Below are 18,650 nucleotides of genomic sequence, written 5' to 3' on the forward strand. Positions count from 1 at the left end.
GCCTTCTATTGAATTAACTGTGTCTGCAGCCCGTAGGCAGCGGCTGTCATACTTACACCGCCGATAAAGGCAGTACCGTAAGGTAACCAGCGTCGTTGACCGATAAAAATCCAGAAAAACATGAATAGGAATATCGGAAACGCTAGCAAAAATCCGACGGTTTCTGCGTTGTGAAAATCACCACCTAGATACACCATGCCACTAATCAAAAGGGACACTAAGCCCCATGTGAATAGGTAGCCGCCAAGAAAAGCGGCTACTACTGGGCTGATATAACTTCTGGTGACTTGCCAGAATAAAGCCATAACGTTACTCAGAAGTTGTATTTAGCAGAGAGAGAAAGAGTGCGCGGAGAGCCATAAGCGATCTGTCCGAACGTCCCTATGTTGGTGTAATAGGTTTCGTCGGTTAAATTATCGACGTTCAGTTGTGTGCTAAATTCTGGGGTTATTTGGTATTTAGCCATGAGGGATACCAAGGCAAACGCTTCCTGTTGTACTTTTTCAGGGGTGCCAGAGACAGGGTTAGTTGCGGTTGAATAGCTTTCACTTTCCCAATTAATACCGCCGCCGACGGTTATCTTATTAAGTGCGCCGGGAAGTTGATAGCGAGTGTATGATTTGAAAATACTGCGAGGTTGCTCGGTATTTATTTTTTCGCCTTGAGCATCTTCAACTTCGTATTTAGTCCAGCCGAGCTGAACTTCCCACGTCTCAGTTAATGCACCCACTAATTCGATTTCGTAACCTTTCGAGGTTGCGCCTTCGGCTTCCTTGTAGGCTTGATCGACTGAACCACTGACGGTGTTGGTACCATCGACTGCTGCTAAATCATCTTGCAATGTTTTAAATACAGCGACGGTCGCTAATAATTGATCTTCGGCAAAACCCGCTTTTAAACCTAGCTCATAACTGTTTCCTGAAATAGGATTGAGAACTTCACCACTTTGGCTTCGTTCGTTTTGTGGAGAGAATATTTCGGTATAGCTAGCGTATGCGGTGTAGGTGTCGTTAAACGAGTACAAAACGCCTAAATAAGGTGTAAAAATACCATTATGCTCGATGACTTGGGCATCATTATAAGCAGCGGCTTTACGATCAATTTCTAAATCCGTTAAACGACCACCAATGATGGTCGAAAATTGTTCGGTCCAGTTGATACGTGTTGATGCATACAGCGCTGTTTGAGTGTCGGTTTGTTCTTCGTATAAAAATCGTTCGCCCCAGATATGTTCAGGATAACCGGTACCATCCCATTCGTTGAAATCGCCGATAGGTGCAACGCTGGTTGCAAATGCAGAATAGGCGGTGAAATGGCGCTCCGAGCGCGATACGCCAATGGAGACTTCTTGATCACGACCAAACATTTCGTAAGAACCCGACGCAAAAAGATCCAGCATGTTGTAATTGGATTCCGTTCCGAAGTTACCACCAGAGTATGCCGTAATGCCGTCGCCAGTTGCGCGATTAGGATTACCAAATACATATAGCAGGCGTGATTCACCATCGGAAGTACCGTAGTTATAGCGGGCATTTAAATCCCATTTTTCATTCAGGCTGTGTTTAATTTCGGCAAACACATTTTTGTGTGTGGTATTCCAGTAGGCCCAATCGGCCGATGTGGTTTTAGAGCGACTGAAATTAGTACGAGTACCATCGTCGTACCAAGCAGGAATACCTCCCCACGTTGGCCCATTATTTATATTTTCTTGAATGCTACCGCCTAATGTCAGCTGCGTTTCATCAGATAGATCGGCTTCTGTGGTGGCATAAATAATGTTTTGTGTGCTGTCGCCAACATCACGAAATGAATCTTGTTGCTCGCGGTGGATCACAGCGCGACCACGTACACTGCCTGTTTCATTCAAGCCCGAGGCTAGGTCGAGGGTTGCCGTTATTTCATTACGGCTACCTAAACCCAAATCGGCTGTCCCTGTGAACTCTTCACTGCTCGCGCGCTTACGCACAAGGTTGATCGCTGCAGACGGATTTCCGCTACCGGACATTAAGCCTGTAGCTCCTTTAATAATCTCTACTTGTTCATAAATTGTGGTGTTTGCGGAGTTCTCACCGGTACCCCAACCAGGGTCAAAGAGGGTAGGTACACCATCAATAAGAATGGTGTTTATTTCAAAGCCACGTGAGTAATAGTACTGACGAGCACTGTCGTATTCTTTTACGGATATGCCCGATGTTTGTGAGAGCACGTCGTTGAGTGTACTCAGATTTTGATCTTGCATGCGTTGGCGGCTGAACACGCTGACACTTTGTGGCGTCTCTTTGTTGGTGAGTGGTAGGCCGGCGGCGGCACGGGTTTCAGAGTCTGTATATATTGCATCGACGAGCTGCTCTTTACGCTCAGAGGCGTCATTGATTTGCTCTGCCGATACAGAAACAGTATCGAGTTTAATGACTTCTTGGTCGGATTCGGCATGCGCTGTGGATGTCGTGAAGATGGCTGATGCGGCAATACTGCAAACTGCGAGGCTAAGTGGGTGGCGCTGAAATAGCATGTAGCTTGAGCCGTTGAATAACTTCATGAGCTTCCCTCAATAATCAATTTGCGGGCATTATATTAGATGATAACGATAATGCAAATGATAGTTATTATTATTTGAGGGTGTAAAAGACCATGTCAGGTGATGGGGGGCAGGCGGGAGATGAATGAGTTCAAAGCTGCTTGATTCAGCTTTGAACTATTCGATGGGGTTACAGACAGCTTTAGCTTGCTTCTACGATGCCCGGGATTGATGCCGTTTTCCAATCGTAAACCGTATACCAGTCGACGAGCTTTTCACATTTTCCGCCTTTTACGCGTTGCGAGATGATATCGGCGTTTTTTGGTCCTAAAACAGCGACGACAAATATTTCAGAGCCATCTTTGCCTTTGCCTGCGGTATCTATGCTGTACAGCAAAGTCCAGCCTTTGGCTTTTGCGGCAAGTGAAATATCCGCATTGACGTCAACCCCTTTATAAACATGCGTTCCCCAAGCCAGGCCTTTTTCGTCGCGCCATAGCTGAAAAATACAGCCGCTAAAACCGCCGCTGGCCAAGACTTTTACGTTGTCGGCACATGCCATCGACGTTTTTTGATCTTGGAAATTAATATACTTCGAATCGAAATTCGTTTGCTCGGCTTTAAAGCCAAGTCCTTGTCCGCTGGCGGTATCGACTAAGGTCATACCACATAGATAATAATCTTCTACGCCTTTTTCAGGGAAAGCTGCGGATGTTTTAGTCATCCAAGCAGCATTTTTTCCACCGTTATTAAAGAATAAAAGATTTTTGCCTAACTGCACGACTTGATCTGAAGTGATATCCATATGGCGTCCTTTGCATTTCTATAAAAGGGGTTTTTTCGGGAGGGCATAATATTAATTCGATTGAATTTATCGTGCCATGAGTTTCTTACTTAATATTTAGGTTATATTGTCCATTTTTTAGAGCCTGTCGTATTTTGGCGCGTTCGCTATTTATACCGTGAGGTAATACGTTCAATAATTGTGCAAGTGCTCTTAAATCACGGAGTAATTGCTCGCTTGATGCTTCACTTCTGTTGTTGGGCTAAATGAATAAGGATGGTGTAGTGCGCCAATTCGTTGCTATGCTGAAACTAAGTCGGCTCATGGAGATGAATTATGCGTATTGGTGTTCCGAAAGAGATCAAGAACCATGAATATCGCGTTGGCTTAACACCGCAGAGCGTTCGTGAATTGATACAAGCAGGCCACGAAGTTTGGGTAGAAACCCATGCTGGGCACGCAATTGGCTTCTGTGACGAGAGTTATCTCAACTCTGGTGCCTCTATTGCTTGCGATGCCACCGAGGTGTTTGCTAAAGCAGAGCTGGTTGTTAAGGTCAAAGAGCCTCAGTCTCAAGAGGTTGCTCTACTTAAGCCTCATCACACGTTATTCACGTATTTGCATCTAGCGCCTGCACTTGATTTGACACGAGGGCTTATGGCGAGTGGTGCTAACTGCATTGCTTATGAGACGGTTACTGATAACGCCGGACGACTTCCCCTATTGGCTCCTATGTCTGAGATTGCTGGGCGTATTGCAGTGCAGGCTGGCGCTCATTGTTTAGAAATGGAAGCCGGTGGACGTGGTGTTTTGTTATCCGGAGCCCCGGGTGTTCCAGCAGCAAATGTAGTGATTATTGGTGCCGGGGTTGTTGGTGTTAATGCACTTATGATGGCTATCGGTATGGGCGCTAACGTCACGATTATGGATACATCAATGCCGCGCTTACGCGAATTGGACTGGCAATACGGTAACCGCATACAGACGGTACTTTCGACGGCTACCGCTATTGATCATTACCTACCTGAGGCAGATCTTGTGATTGGTGCGGTCTTGGTGCCGGGTGCGGCAGCTCCAAAACTCGTGCGCCGCAGTCATTTAGAAACCATGAAACGTGGCTCTGTGATTGTAGATGTGGCCATCGATCAGGGCGGATGCGTTGAAAGCGCTCGGCCAACGACGCACAGTGACCCAACGTATGTAGAAGAAGGTGTCGTTCATTACTGTGTGGCAAATATGCCGGGCGCTGTCGCCAGAACCTCTACGCTAGCATTAAACAACGCGACGCTACCGTTCGTATTGGCCTTAGCAAATAAAGGCACAAAGCAGGCTTTATTGGATGACGCAAATTTGATGAAGGGGCTCAATGTTTTTGCCGGAAAGCTAACGTCGCCAGAGGTTGCTAGTAGCTTAAAAATGGAGCTGGCTGATAGAAAAGTGCTGGTTAATAACGCTTAAAACTAATAAAAAATAGCACCGGGTTTTATCCCAGTGCTATTGCTTTAAATCTACCTAATTTAATCTGTTATTAAATATTATTTAATAAACAACATTTCGCGATATTTCGGTAGTGGCCATAAATCGTCGGCAACGAGTGTTTCAAGCAAGTCGGCCGAAGTACGAATATCGACCATTAATGCACGAACATCAGCGGCCAGGAAACTCATGTGTGCTTCTGTAGTATCAAAGTGCTCAGACTCTAGTGCTGCACTGAGTTTTTCAACAGATGCCATCATCGCGGTCGCGGCTGCAGCGACTTTAGTTGCCGGAGAGTGTTCCAGTGTAAAGCCGGTGGACGCCATGCTTGATAAGTATTTAACCGCCGCTGGATAAATCATAGTGGTTGCCATTTCAATGACCAGCTTAGCTTCTACTTCAACCGACAGAACGTATTGCTCAGCATAAACCTCAAAACGGCTTGCCAATTCTGTTGGTGTCAGTACGCCAGTGTTTGAGAATAGCTCGACCACTTCTTTCTCTTTCAGCGCTGGTAATGCATCAGCAGTGGTTGGCGCATTTCTTAGGCCGCGTTCTTCTACCGCCATTCTATGCCATTCAGCGGAATAACCGTCACCACCGAAAATCACGTTGCTGTGTAATTCCATCAGTTCTTTAATAACGGCAAAAGCCGCAGCGGCTTTGTCTTTGCCACTTTCTAATTGAGCTTCTAACTTTTCAGCGATCCATTCTAGTGAATCTGCCAGCATAGTGTTCATCGCGACCAGAGGGCCAGAAACGGATTGCGATGAACCCACTGCACGGAACTCAAAACGGTTGCCGGTAAAGGCAAATGGTGATGTGCGGTTACGGTCGCCCGGATCACGTTCAAACTTAAGAATTTGCGCCAAGCCAAGATCCATTAGACCGCCGCTCTTAGGCACATGCAGAGCGCCCGTTTTGATGTCGTCGAATACTTTCTCTAATTGGTCGCCTAAGTAAACCGACAAAATCGCCGGCGGCGCTTCGTTTGCGCCTAAACGATGATCGTTGGAAGCGGAAGCAATAACGGCACGCAATAACGGACCAAACTTGTGCACGCCACGAATAACTGCGCCACAAAATAGCAAGAAATTTAGGTTGTCGTTTGGCGTGCTGCCTGGATCGAGTAGGTTACCTTGAGTGGCATTACCGACAGACCAGTTAACGTGTTTTCCCGAACCATTGACGCCCGCGAATGGCTTTTCATGAAGCAGGCAGAAAAAACCATGCTTCTTAGCCGTAGTTTTCATCAGGGTCATTAACAATTGCTGGTGATCGGATGCAATGTTGGCGGATTCAAAGTAAGGCGCAATTTCAAACTGACCAGGCGCCACTTCATTGTGGTGCGTTTTGGCGGGAATACCTAAGCGATACAGTTTATCTTCGAAGTCTTGCATGAAAACTTGAACACGCTCAGGAATTGCACCGAAGTAATGATCATCAAATTGCTGACCTTTTGCTGGTGAAGCACCAAATAAGGTGCGTCCTGCCAATAGGATGTCGGGGCGTGCATTGGCAAATCGTTCGTCGATCAAAAAGTATTCTTGTTCGGCACCACAGCTTGAGTTCAGGGTTGCGATCTCTTCTTCACCCATCAGCGTAAGCACTTTTTGTGCTGCGGCGTTCATAGCGGCGTTAGAACGTAATAGGGGGATTTTTTTATCCAGTGCTTCGCCAGTCCAAGACATGAATACGCTAGGAATCATCAGCACAGCGCCGTTAGGCGTATGCATAATGTAGGCAGGGCTGGTCGGGTCCCAAGCTGTATAACCACGCGCGGCATTGGTCATGCGTAGGCTGCCGTTCGGGAACGATGAACCATCAGGCTCGCCTTTAATCAGTAAGCTGCCAGAGAATTCGGTGATCGCAGCGCCTTCTGGATTGGTAATGATAAAACCATCGTGTTTTTCAGCAGTAGCGTTCGTCATTGGGTAGAAAATATGCGAGAAAAATTTTGCACCTTTGGCCATTGCCCAATCTTTCATTGCGGCCGCTACGTCATCGGCTACGTCGTTAGGTAAGGCAGCGCCTGTTTGAACCGTTTTCTTCATAGCCTTATAGGCAGACTTAGATAGCGACTCTTCCATTTGCGCCATGCTGAAAACATCGGTTGCCCAGATTTTCTTCAGCGAATCAGTCATTTTGGTTTCAAATGGTACTGCTTTGTTAATGTCTGCAATTGCGTTAAAACGAGATTGACTACCGCTCATATACTTCCCCTGAAGAATCATCTTTTATGTGTGGATTTTTGCATGTTGTGGCCGATATACAGCTCAATAGGCCAAGTGCTGTACTGTATTTGCAATAACTGAACCAATGGCTGGATTTGGTGCTTTAGGTGTAGATCGCAATGTAGTCAAAGCGCAAACCTAGTACTGACACTTACGATCTGAATGGTTGAAAGTACAAAATGCCTATGATGTGCAAAATAGTACAGTGTTACTTCAAGCAACTCTAGACTACAAACGTCAGTAAGTCTGTCCTCTCAACTCCGTAAGTCTATAGTGGCCAAACTGACGGCTACATACGGCATCAAACCTATTGCGTTTGAAAGTGCGATTATAAATGTTTTTTTATTTTCCTCACCTAATATTCATCAGAAGAGAAGAAAATTCTGACGCCAATGAAGCAAACTCCAATCGGGTTGTCTGCTGCCATATGGATGTTGGGTGGTACCCTAGGTCATCGAGCTTTAGCATGAGTGCGGGTGGGCCCACATCAGAAGCAAAAACGCCCTGTATAGATAGTGATTGGTCTAATGCAGATTTCTTCAAAGCTAAGGTCTTTTAGGGCTAAAGAGTCGATGGTAGTCAGCTTATAATTTATCCCGAAACATAAAGTACACTGCGCCACACAAGCATATACCAGCCCAAAGATAATCTAGCTTTAAAGGCTCTTTTAAGTACATAACGGAAAATGGAATAAAGATCGTAAGAGTAATAACCTCTTGAATGATCTTTAGCTGCCCAACACTTAGAACAGTATAGCCAATGCGATTGGCAGGCACTTGAAATAGATATTCCAGTAAAGCAATTCCCCAGCTTACCAGGGCAGCGATAATCCACGGCTTATTGTTGAGTTCTTTTAAATGGGCATACCATGCAAAGGTCATAAATACATTGCTGCACAAGAGCAGGCCGATGGAGATGAGAATTGGGTTCATGGTTGACTAATGACGCTTGGCAAGAAACCGTTAATTAACCACTCAATTGATCAATACTCAACCGATAATATATCGATCTTTTCGAAAACGCCTAATGACTGAATACTTCCAATAAGAAGTCTATATAATACTCGTCTGCTATAGATCTATTTGGAAACGCGCTATGTTTTTTGATCGACAAGATGAAAATCTACTGACCCTAACACGCGATGATGCCACCCATCCGTTAGCCTCATATTCTAAACATGCATTTGAGCTGGATGGTTTTGAATGGCCCTCGGTAGAGCACTACTACCAAGCCATGAAGTTCGACGATGCCGAGTATCGCGAACAAATCCGCCAGGCGTCTCATCCGGCTGAAGCATCCAAACTAGGCAAAAGTAGAAAACACCAAAAACGCAAAAACTGGAAAAAGAATAGCGTCACCTACATGACCCGCGGCACCTACATCAAATGCCGTACCCATCCGGATGTGGCACAAGTGCTGCTGAATTCTGGCGATCTAGCCATTAAAGAAGTCAGCCAGTACGACTACTTCTGGGGCGGTGGCCGCGATATGCGCGGTGACAATGAATTTGGTAAATTGCTGATGGGCATTAGGGCAAAGTTGCTGGCAGAGAAGGCGAGCATATGAGCGGGAGTGAAACAGATCTCCCACTTTTTGATGATTAGCGTTAGATCATCTTTCTGGAGGCTAAAAATCCAAATAAAGCAGAGAAAATGGCCGTTATTATCAAGTTCCAAGCAGCTTTACGGTAACTATTTTCTAGGTTTTTTAACTTAAATTTATACTCTATATTTACATCTCTCATTTTTACATCATCATCGGTGGGGCAATACGGCCTCCAAGTTCCGGTTTGATCGACGTAATTGATCAAAGAGCCTGTTTCATTATAGTAAAATCTCGCCATTATTTTCGAGTAATTTTCTCGCTCGTCTGGGGGTGATTCGGCTCTCCAGTCCTCGGGGATGTTAGGATTCAGACTAAATTTATCTGATGGTCTCGATACCTTTTCAAACTTATTCGCATAGTGAAAATAAGCTGTGCTGGAGATCATTACGTATGAAATCCCAAGAGATAAAAGAAGAAATGAATATCTACGTCTTGGTTTTAGGAATATACGTTTAGTGCCTTCAAAGATAAGAATGATGCAAAAAACATATCCAATCGTGTTCTTGAAGAGTTTAAGGATTTCTTGGGAATCTATTAGTGAATCCATTGATTAAGTACCATTTTAATTTTTTAGTTTTTAATACAAGCGTCGCGTTCTAATACCCAACAGCGCGGATTATAACTAAACCCGATATGTTCATAGTAGGTATTCGCTGCAGGCGCGGCAATTAAGATCAACTTTCAGATTGGCCCCAGTTGATTTTGAGTGATCACTTGGAGTTGTTTGCCAAGTGTATTGATTGGTCTTCATCCCGGTCAAATTCTGGTAATCTAAAGCCTTGTTTATGCACTTATGGCTCATGTCCAATACCTCAAGGATTGTATGTTTCGGCTTTATCATTCCAATGATCTCGATGTTCTAAAGGGCATTATGCTTGCGCTGATGCGCGAGCAGCCGCCTAGTCCTTTGGCGCGGGAGGCGATTCTGGTGCAGAGTCAGGGTATGGCGCATTGGTTGAAGTTGCAGTTGGCCGATGGTTTGGGCATTGCGGCGCAGGTCGATTTCCCGCTGCCGTCGTCTTACGTCTGGACAGTATTTAACCAGTTAAAGCCTGAGCTTCCCGAACGTTCGCATTTTGATAAGCAGGCAATGGCTTGGAAGTTGATGCGTCTGCTGCCGGCATTGGTGAGTGATCCTGAGCATGGCGGCTTATTTGCGCCGGTTAAGCATTATCTAGAGCACGATGAACAAGGCATTAAGTGCTATCAGTTAGCGCATAAAATTGCCGACGTATTCGATCAATATTTGGTTTATCGACCTGATTGGCTGCTGGCGTGGGAGCGCGGCGACGATAAGGTCGATGATACCGATGTCAGTTCGCAGCCGTGGCAGCCGCATTTATGGCGCGCTTTGGTTGCTGATTCTAGAGCCTTGGGCAATAGCCTAGATCACCGCGCGCGCTTGTTAGAGCAGCTCAGCGATTTGGTAGGGCAACACCCAGAACGCTTAGCGTCTATGCCGAAGCGTCTGTTTGTGTTTGGTATTGCTGCCTTACCGGGGTCGTATTGGCAGGTATTGAATGCGATTTCGGATCATATCGACGTGCATTTCTTTTTGCTTAATCCTTGCCGTAATTTCTGGGGCGATATTGTTGATGATCGCCGCCAAGCCCGAATTTTGCGCCAGCAGCCGGAGGCCGCAGAGTATTTAGAACGTGGTAATCCGTTATTAGCCTCGTGGGGCCGTTTGGGTCGAGATTTTTTAACCTTAGTTCACGATGGCGCGGAGGATGGCCGCGTTACCGATGTGGAAGCTTGGGTTGATCCCGCCGCTACTGGGCTAACAATGCTCAAGCAAGTACAGGCGGATATTTTAGAATTATTTGATCGCCAAGCCTTGGCCTATGGCGAAGAGGCGTTAACGCACAGTCAGTTTAAGCAAGTGGTGGCGGCTAACGATACCAGTGTGCAATTTGTTGCTGGGCACAGTGCCTTGCGCGAAGTGCAGCGTTTACACGATCAATTGTTGGCTTGGTTAAGTGCCGATGCCACCTTGCATCCGCGCGATATAGTGGTGATGGTACCGGATATTGATTTATACGCGCCCTACATTGATGCGGTATTCGCCAGCGCACCGGAAGGCCAGCGTATTCCGTGGGCCATTGCCGACCAATCCATGGTGAGCGAAAACCCCTTACTCGATAGCGTGATCAGTTTAATGGGCTTGGCCGACAGCCGGTTATTGCTCACCGATGTACAAGACTGGCTGGATGTTGCCGCCATTCGTCGTCGTTTTGATATCGACGAAAACGAGTTAGATACATTGCGCGATTGGTTCGAACGCGCGCAAATTCGTTGGGGCTTGGATGGCAATCATCGTCAGCAATTGGGCTTACCGAATTTCGAGCAAAACAGTTGGCGCAAAGGTTTGCGCCAATTATTGCTGGGTTTAATGCTGCCGGATATTAACAGCACGAGCGACGAAGCAACCCACTGGCAGGGTGATTGGCCGGTCAGTGCAGTGGAAGGTAATGCCGCAGAATTGCTGGGTAAATTGCTGAGCTTTGTTGATGCTTTGGAAAACTGGCAGCACTTTTTTAGCCAGTCGCATAACGTGGATGAATGGCTAAGCGCCTTACCGCAACTATTAAATGATTTATATCTACCCGATTTAGACGACACCATGACATTGCAGCGTGTGCGCGATGCCATAGAGCGCTGGCGTCAGGAATTAGCAGATGCCGCTTACGATGGCGACTTGCCAGCGGCGGTGATTAAAACCTGGTTTAACGAGCAATTAGGGCAACAGGGCGGTTGGCAACGATTTTTAACTGGGCCTGTGAATTTTTGTACCTTGATGCCGATGCGTTCTATTCCGTTCAAAATTGTCTGCATGCTGGGTATGAACGACCAAGATTATCCGCGCCAAGTCACACCAATTGGTTTCGATTTAATGGTGTCAGGGAAATCGCGTCGTGGGGATCGCTCCCGTCGCGACGACGACCGCTATTTATTTTTAGAAGCGCTGTGCTCGGCGCAAGAAAAACTCTATATCAGTTATCGTGGTCGTGATAGCCGCGAAAATAGCGAGTTGCAACCGTCGGTATTGGTGAGCGAATTAATTGATTATATCTGCGATGGTTTTTGCCTTGCCGATTGCACAGATTTACCCGCGCGCAAAAGCCGCGAGCAGATGCACAATTGGCTCATCGAAGAGCTACCCTTGCAGCCGTTCAGCTCAGCGGTATATCAGCCTACGCATCCTCGCAGTGTGATAAGCCATCATCCTTTGTGGGCCGCGGTGGCGAATGTGGGCGCACAAACAGTGGATGCCAATCGCGCAGCGCAGGCATTTTTAACAGCGCCGTTGAATATTCCTGCTGATCTCGATACGCGCACGGTGGCGTGGAAAGATATTAAAGAGGCGTTGCTTAAGCCATCTGCATTCTTTTTACGTCGCCGCTTAAAAGCCGATTTAAATTTATATTGGCAAGAACACACCAACGAAGAACCGTTTAATCTCGATGGTTTAGAGCGTTATAAATTACGCAATCAACTAGTGGATCAAGCGCTTTCTGGCCACGATGCCAATGTGTTCGAATTTACCCAGCAACAACAAGCCTTGGGTCATTTACCGGTTAATAATATTGGCCAAGTGCACGGTGAAGGTTTGGTCGAAGATGTCGCGGAATTAATTGAAGCTTTGCAAAGTCATTTAGCGGCACCGGCAGAGTCGCGTTCGTTGAGTATCGAGTGTGAGGCATTAATCCCCAATGTGGGTTTAACCACCACAACGATTGAGGGTGAATTACAGCAAGTATTCGCTGGGCGATTATTGCATTACCGCGTCGGCGATATTCGCGGCAGCCACTTATTATCTTTGTGGCTAGATCTAGTGTTTATTGTTGCCTGTGATGGAGGAAACTCAATTACTGGTGCCGATATTTTTGGCTACAACAAAAAGCTGTTGGAGCAACACTTAAGTGCGCCATCGCATGCCGAGGCCGTGGCCTATGTGCAGCAATGTTTAGCTCTGTATTGGCAGCACTGGTGTGAGCCGAGCGATCAACTGCCCGACATACTCTGGACGCTGCTAAAAAATGATGAAGAAAAACACGATAAAATTATTGTCGAGCAATTGAACCGTGATATCGGCGAGTTTGCTCAAATCGAAAGTCAGCGTTGCCTGCCGGATTTGCCACGACAATTACTCGATGACGAATTACGCGCAAGCTGGCTGGATAAATGGCAGTGGCTGATGAGCCCGATTCAAGCCCACGATACCAGTGCCGATGGTGATTCCGGTTTTGATAAAAATGGAGGCGACTTATGAAGCGCCTCAATATTGATCAATTCCCACTGCAAGGCCAATCGTTAATCGAGGCCAGTGCGGGCACGGGTAAAACCTACACCATTACCCAATTGTATAAACGTTTACTGTTGGCGCATCGTTCGGATTTGCCACGCTTAGGCACAGATCAAATATTGGTGGTGACCTTTACTCGTGCCGCCACCGAAGAGTTACGCGGGCGTATTCGTGAGGGCATTCGCGAAACCTTCGAGCACGTCTTGTCGCGCCAGCAAGCACCGTTAAACGCCGGTGAAGAAGCGACCCATGAATTAGATCGTTGGTTAGCGGAAGTTGCGCATTCCGATTCTGCGACGCTAACCTCGCGCGAATTAACTAAGTGGTTACAGCTTAATTTATCGCAAATGGATGAAGCCGCGATTTATACCATTCACGGTTTTTGCCAGCGCATGCTCAAGCAATTCGCCTTCGATAGCGCTGTGGTGTTCGATGCCGAGTTAGTACTGGATGCTGGCGATTATTTAAAACAAGCCTGCGAAGATGTCTGGCGCAGTAGCAGTTATCCCTTAGGGTTAGATCAAAGTCGCTTTGTTTGCTCGCAGTTTAGCGGCCCCGATAAATTATTCAGCTTGATTCGCAATTGGTTATCGCGCCCTGATTTTGTTTTCTCGCCGAATATTGTCAAAGCCAATACGTCATTTGAGTTGGAGCAAGAGTGGGTCAAGGCCGAAGCCTTATATCAACGCGTAGCTGAATTGTGGCATAGCCTTGGTGCAACTGATGTTACTGATCTCATTGCGCAATCGGGTGTGGATAAGCGTTCATACAGTAAAAAGCATTTGCCGAACTGGTTAGAGCAAGCCAACGATTATTTAACCTCAGGTTTTAGTTTGCCAGCGACGGCGAATCTGTATCGCTTTGGCCAAGAAGAACTATTGGAAAAAACCAAAAAAGGCGAAGCGCCAACCCATGCGTTATTTGCTGCAGTGGATGCCTTTTTACCGGTGGCGAATCAATTAAGCCTAGCGTTGCAGCAAAGCTGGTATTTTTCGGTAAAAGCCCGTTATTTAGAATTATTAGAACGCTCAGGGGCATTAACGCCCGACGACTTATTACGCTTATTAGATCAAGCCCTTGCCGGCCCCCAAGGCCAGTTATTGGCCGCGCATATTCGCGCTCAGTATCCGGTGGCTATGATCGACGAGTTTCAAGATACCGATCCACTGCAATATCGTATTTTTAGCCGTATTTATCCGTATCAATCCGCTGACGCCAAGCCGGGTTATGGCTTGTATATGATTGGCGACCCTAAGCAGGCGATTTACGGTTTTCGTGGCGCGGATATTTTTACCTATATTCAAGCGCGCCGCAGCTTACCGGATGAGCGCCGTTTTACCTTAGATACCAACTATCGCAGTCACAGTGGTTTAGTTGCAGCGGTTAACCAATTATGGCAAGCGCATGCTAAGCCGTTTATTTTCGACGACGACATTAAATTTATGTCGGTTGCAGCGAGTGGTCGGCGCGATGATGGCGGTTTACAGCTCAGTGCGCAAAATGCGGCAAGCACAGTAAGTACAGCACAAGCTCTGCCCTTATTGCATTTATGGCAAGGCGGTGCGGGCGAATCAAGGGCGGCTGAGCGTGCTCGTGTCGCCGCTGAATGTGCCAGCCAAATTCAGGCTTTATTGCAGGGCGGCGGTTCGTTCGGTGAGTCGCCCGATAACAAGCCAGTGCAAGCCAGTGATATTGCTGTGCTGGTGTATTCGCGCAAGCAAGCGGGGCGTATTCGCCATGAATTAAGTCGCTTAGGGATTGGTAGTGTCTTTTTAACCCGCGATAGCGTTTACGATTCGCAGGAGGCACGCGATGTTTTCTCTTGGTTACAAGCCATTGCGCAGCCAAGCGATGAGCGCGCCGTGCGTTCGGCACTAAGTACTCAAACCTATGGTTTGAGTGCAGATAGACTCGATCATTTATTAAATGATGAACGTGCTTGGGAACAGCAATTAAGCGTGATGTTTAAATATCACGAGTTATGGCAAAAGCGCGGTGTGATGGCAGCCATGATGCAGTGGCTGGAAGATGATCAGCGTGCGGTGCGCTTGCGCAGCCAAGACGATGGTGAGCGCTGCTTAACCAATTTATTGCACTTAGGTGAATTGCTACAGCAGGGCAGTCGCCGTTTGCGCGGCCATCAGGCATTAATTCGCTGGTTTGGTGATCAGGTATTTGCCACAGAGCGCAGCGGTGAAGAAGCGCAATTGCGGTTAGAAAGTGATGCAAACCTAGTGAATATTGTCACCATTCATAAATCTAAAGGTTTGGAATATCCCTTAGTGTTTTTGCCCTATCTTTGGGAAGACAGTTTTATACCCTTCTCGCAAAGCGAAGCGCATTACGTTGACGATAAACAAGGCTTAGTGATTAATCTTGCGCCCGATCAAAAAGCCAAAGATGCACAAATTCGCGATAACACCGCCGAGAATTTACGTTTGCTGTACGTTGCGTTAACCCGTGCGCGTCATGCCTGTTTTATTTGGGTCAGTACTGCGGATTCGAAAAAGAAAGATGTTCCGCAACTGGCTTTCTCCGCACTCGGTTATTTGTTGCAATGTGATGTTAGTGGTGACATTGCTGACTTTAATAGCGAGGTTATTTATCAAGGGCCAATGCCTGTGTGGCTGGGCAGTGACGATTTTAATATCAGCGATACGAATGCCACGATAACTGCGAATCATTTTAACGGTTACTCTCGTGACTTATGGCGAGTGAGCAGTTACAGCCAGTTAACGGCGGCGAGTCATGCCCATGCTGCGCCCACGGGGGTGTATGCGTTGATATTGGAGCAGACGGATCAGCCGACTTTCGACGTCGAAGCCGAGAGTCTTCGGCTCGCAAGTCCGTACGCAATTGATGACTCAACGATAGATATACAACAAGCGAATATTCCAGCGGCGTTGTCCTTCCCTAAAGGGGCCACACCGGGTACCTGTTTGCATGCCATATTGGAAGTTTGGGATTTTGTCGATGCGGCTAAGTTACACCAACTCTGCCTACAGCAATTGCAGCATTTTGGTTTAGATATCGAACTTGAACCAGCGCTAGCGCAGTGGCTGCAACAAGTGGTGACATGTCCTCTGGTTTCAGAATTTGAATCCGAATTTTCCTTAGCTCAGCTGAAGCGTGATGAGCGTCTAGATGAAATGGAATTCCATTTACCGATTGCACAACTCAGTTCGGCAGAGGTGAATCGCTTGCTTGAAGAACGCGCCCTACAATTTGATAGTTTACAAGGCTATTTAAAAGGCTTCATTGATTTGATTTTTTGTCGAAATGGACGTTATTACGTAGCTGACTATAAATCGAATCATTTGGGTAATTCGGCTGAAAATTATCAGCCAGAGTCACTTCGGGAATCGATGAAAGATCACAACTACGACCTTCAGGCATGGATCTATACAGTGGCGTTGGATCAACTGTTGCGGGTGCGCTTACCGAATTATTCGCCAGAGCAGCATTTAGGTGGCACCTATTATTTGTATTTACGTGGCATGATTACTGAGTTCACGGGTGAGGTATTCGATGACATTGTGATGCCAGATGTCGATGCGAAAAAACAAAAAGCGGTGAACAAATCGGTTAATGCCATGCAGGGCGATTTATTTGGCGCAGAGCCGAGCGTGCCAAGGTCTTCAGCATCTGATGGAGCAGAGCAAGCGAAGGCTAATCACGCTGGTGTGTTTTATTTGCCGCCGGATTTAACCGCACTGGCTCAATGGCGCAAGGTATTATTGGGAGTTGATGCATAATGCAAACACAAAAACTCCTGCTAAATACGACTCTGCTGAATACCGAGTTTTCGACTTTAATCGACGCTATGTTAAGTCGGGGTCGCTTGCGCAGTATTGATGTGCAACTTGCCAAGCAGATTGTCGACTACGAATTTCAACGAAGAGAAGAGCGTTCTCAGCCGTTAACACAAACCGAGGCGACGACATTATTTTTGGCTGCCGCTGGTGTGAGTTTGGTATTAGGTAGAGGGCAAGTGTGCTTACCTTTGGCGCGAAGTCCGTTGCCCGAATGGCAAAACCTTTGGCCAAAGCCAGTTGATCTCAACGTATTGCTGGCTGATTGCCACGTTATTGCCCATATTGCCGATCAGAATATAGATGAAAAGGATTACACCGGCGCAGAAGAACAGCCGCCCTTAACCTTGTTTCAAGGCAACTTATATTTGTCGCGTTATTATTGCTACGAACGTGGAGTGTTTAATCATATTCAACAGCGCTTAAATAATGCACTTTTAGTTAACGATGACGAATTAGCGACGGCAATTCGAACATTATTTCCATCATCCGATGGTGGTGATACGCCAGTAGTTGATTGGCAGGCCGTGGCAGCAACCAGTGCCTGCTTGCAGCGCTTTACTGTGATTACCGGTGGCCCAGGTACAGGGAAGACGACAACTGTAACGCGGCTGTTAAGCGCTTTGTTAAGCCAGAATCCGAATTTAAGTATTGCTTTGGCTGCGCCCACAGGAAAAGCAGCGGCACGTATGACAGAATCGATTCGCTATGCTCGTGATCGTGTTGCCAATGGCGAGCGAATTCCCGACGAGAGTTTTACCCTGCATCGTTTATTGGGTTGGTCGCCGCGCGGATTTAAATATCATCAAGGTCGGTCGTTACCCTATGATTGCGTGGTGGTCGATGAAGCCTCTATGGTCGATTTACCCATGATGTCGCATTTATTTTCAGCATTAGCTGCCGATACGCGGCTTATATTATTGGGCGATCAAGACCAGTTAGCCTCGGTGGAGGCGGGCAGTGTGCTGGCGGATTTATGTGATGCGGGCACCAGTCATGCACCGGATATTGAATTTTCGCAGCGTCTCAGTCGCATTACTGGATTTGATTTAACGGCGGTCGCTGATCGAGCATATGCGTCGATGCAGAATGCCGTAGCGCATTTACGCGTGTCCCATCGCTTTAATAAAGATAGCGGCATTGGCCGTTTAGCAGCGGCGGTGAATACGGGTAATAGCGACGAGGCGGTGACTCTTTTTGGGCAATATGATGATTTAGCGATTGCTTGGCACAGTGCCGTTGAGGGCCGGTTACGCGTGTTACCGTGGCAACAGCGCGTGATTGCTGGATATCAAGATTATTGTCGCGCAGTAAGAGAGCAAGCATCTGCTGCTGAAATATTGCAGTGCTTTAACAATTTTCAAGTGCTGGTAGCAGTGCGCCAAGGGCAATTTGGCGTTGAAGAAACTAATCGCCAGATTGAACGTCTGTTTAAAGAGACGGGTATGTTACCGGCGAGTTCTTCCGGTAGTAATAGCGCGTGGTATCCGGGGCGGGCGGTGATGATTACCCGTAACGATTATGATCTGGGATTATTTAACGGCGATATCGGGATTTTAGTTTCTTATGAAGGAGAAGATCGCGTAGCCTTTATTGCCAGTGATGGCGCTATGCGTTATCTACTACCAAGTCGTTTACCACCACATGAAACCGCCTTTGCCATGACAGTGCACAAAAGCCAAGGTTCGGAGTTTGAGCATGTGTATTTGATACTGCCGTTAGAGTGGCAAACGGTGATTAGCCGAGAGCTTATTTATACCGCCATTACGCGGGCCAAAGTCTCTTTTCAGTGTTTAACCAGTTTGCCGTGTTGGCAGTCGGGCGTTGCTACAAGGGTCGAGCGGGCCAGTGGTTTACGGCAAGCTTTGTGGTCTAATTAGAGAGAGCAATATCCTTATAGTTTCAGCGTTAATGT

10 protein-coding genes are annotated in these 18,650 nt (G+C 46.9%); 5 read left to right on the forward strand and 5 right to left on the reverse strand.

Annotated features, from left to right (window positions below; genetic code table 11):
* Positions 1-5: 5 nt before the first annotated feature.
* From TOL_RS07055 to TOL_RS07065, 3 genes are all read right to left on the reverse strand, one after another.
* Positions 6-305 (reverse strand): hypothetical protein, encoded by a 300-nt coding sequence (locus TOL_RS07055; RefSeq protein ID WP_015486621.1) that lies wholly within the window; start codon positions 303-305, stop codon positions 6-8.
* Positions 306-313: 8 nt separating this feature from the next.
* Positions 314-2,539 carry a TonB-dependent siderophore receptor gene (locus tag TOL_RS07060; protein WP_015486622.1) on the reverse strand — a complete coding sequence of 742 codons (2,226 nt, stop codon included), beginning with the start codon at positions 2,537-2,539 and terminating at the stop codon, positions 314-316.
* A gap of 181 nt (positions 2,540-2,720) precedes the next feature.
* Positions 2,721-3,323, reverse strand: a complete 603-nt coding sequence (locus TOL_RS07065) for a hypothetical protein (protein WP_015486623.1) — start codon at positions 3,321-3,323, stop codon at positions 2,721-2,723.
* 315 nt (positions 3,324-3,638) lie between these two features.
* On the opposite strand from TOL_RS07065, the gene ald reads away from it, so the two are divergent.
* Positions 3,639-4,760, forward strand: coding sequence for an alanine dehydrogenase (gene ald / locus TOL_RS07070; RefSeq protein ID WP_015486624.1), 1,122 nt, complete (start codon positions 3,639-3,641; stop codon positions 4,758-4,760).
* A 77-nt stretch (positions 4,761-4,837) separates the two neighbouring features.
* Here ald and TOL_RS07075 read toward each other — a convergent pair whose 3' ends face one another.
* Positions 4,838-6,991: a glutamine synthetase III family protein gene (locus tag TOL_RS07075; protein ID WP_041588436.1), complete on the reverse strand. Its 2,154-nt coding sequence runs from the start codon at positions 6,989-6,991 to the stop codon at positions 4,838-4,840.
* Positions 6,992-7,596: 605 nt separating this feature from the next.
* Positions 7,597-7,944, reverse strand: coding sequence for a DMT family protein (locus TOL_RS07080; RefSeq protein WP_015486626.1), 348 nt, complete (start codon positions 7,942-7,944; stop codon positions 7,597-7,599).
* A 163-nt stretch (positions 7,945-8,107) separates the two neighbouring features.
* Between TOL_RS07080 and TOL_RS07085 the strand changes: the two genes are divergently transcribed.
* The 4 genes from TOL_RS07085 (at position 8,108) to recD (ending at position 18,615) form a co-directional block, all read left to right on the forward strand.
* Positions 8,108-8,578 (forward strand): NADAR family protein, encoded by a 471-nt coding sequence (locus TOL_RS07085; protein ID WP_015486627.1) that lies wholly within the window; start codon positions 8,108-8,110, stop codon positions 8,576-8,578.
* A gap of 862 nt (positions 8,579-9,440) precedes the next feature.
* On the forward strand, positions 9,441-12,890 hold the full coding sequence (gene recC, locus TOL_RS07095; RefSeq protein WP_015486629.1) for an exodeoxyribonuclease V subunit gamma: 3,450 nt from the start codon (positions 9,441-9,443) through the stop codon (positions 12,888-12,890).
* Positions 12,887-16,678 carry an exodeoxyribonuclease V subunit beta gene (recB, locus tag TOL_RS07100; protein ID WP_015486630.1) on the forward strand — a complete coding sequence of 1,264 codons (3,792 nt, stop codon included), beginning with the start codon at positions 12,887-12,889 and terminating at the stop codon, positions 16,676-16,678. The genes recC and recB overlap by 4 nt, the downstream gene beginning before the upstream one ends.
* The gene (recD, locus tag TOL_RS07105) at positions 16,678-18,615 is read left to right on the forward strand and encodes an exodeoxyribonuclease V subunit alpha (protein WP_015486631.1); all 1,938 of its coding nucleotides are present in this window, start codon (positions 16,678-16,680) and stop codon (positions 18,613-18,615) included. Before recB ends, recD begins: the two co-directional genes overlap by 1 nt.
* Positions 18,616-18,650 lie beyond the last annotated feature (35 nt).

Origin of the sequence: Thalassolituus oleivorans MIL-1 (assembly GCF_000355675.1) — a bacterium.
GTDB classification, from domain to species: domain Bacteria; phylum Pseudomonadota; class Gammaproteobacteria; order Pseudomonadales; family Oceanobacteraceae; genus Thalassolituus; species Thalassolituus oleivorans.

Coding starts and splice junctions, on each gene's coding strand:
- recD (WP_015486631.1), top strand. CDS start 16,678: ATGCAAACACAAAAACTCCTGCTAAATACGACTCTGCTGAATACCGAG.
- recC (WP_015486629.1), top strand. CDS start 9,441: ATGTTTCGGCTTTATCATTCCAATGATCTCGATGTTCTAAAGGGCATT.
- ald (WP_015486624.1), top strand. CDS start 3,639: ATGCGTATTGGTGTTCCGAAAGAGATCAAGAACCATGAATATCGCGTT.
- TOL_RS07080 (WP_015486626.1), bottom strand. CDS start 7,944: ATGAACCCAATTCTCATCTCCATCGGCCTGCTCTTGTGCAGCAATGTA.
- TOL_RS07065 (WP_015486623.1), bottom strand. CDS start 3,323: ATGGATATCACTTCAGATCAAGTCGTGCAGTTAGGCAAAAATCTTTTA.
- recB (WP_015486630.1), top strand. CDS start 12,887: ATGAAGCGCCTCAATATTGATCAATTCCCACTGCAAGGCCAATCGTTA.
- TOL_RS07060 (WP_015486622.1), bottom strand. CDS start 2,539: ATGAAGTTATTCAACGGCTCAAGCTACATGCTATTTCAGCGCCACCCA.
- TOL_RS07055 (WP_015486621.1), bottom strand. CDS start 305: ATGGCTTTATTCTGGCAAGTCACCAGAAGTTATATCAGCCCAGTAGTA.
- TOL_RS07085 (WP_015486627.1), top strand. CDS start 8,108: ATGTTTTTTGATCGACAAGATGAAAATCTACTGACCCTAACACGCGAT.
- TOL_RS07075 (WP_041588436.1), bottom strand. CDS start 6,991: ATGAGCGGTAGTCAATCTCGTTTTAACGCAATTGCAGACATTAACAAA.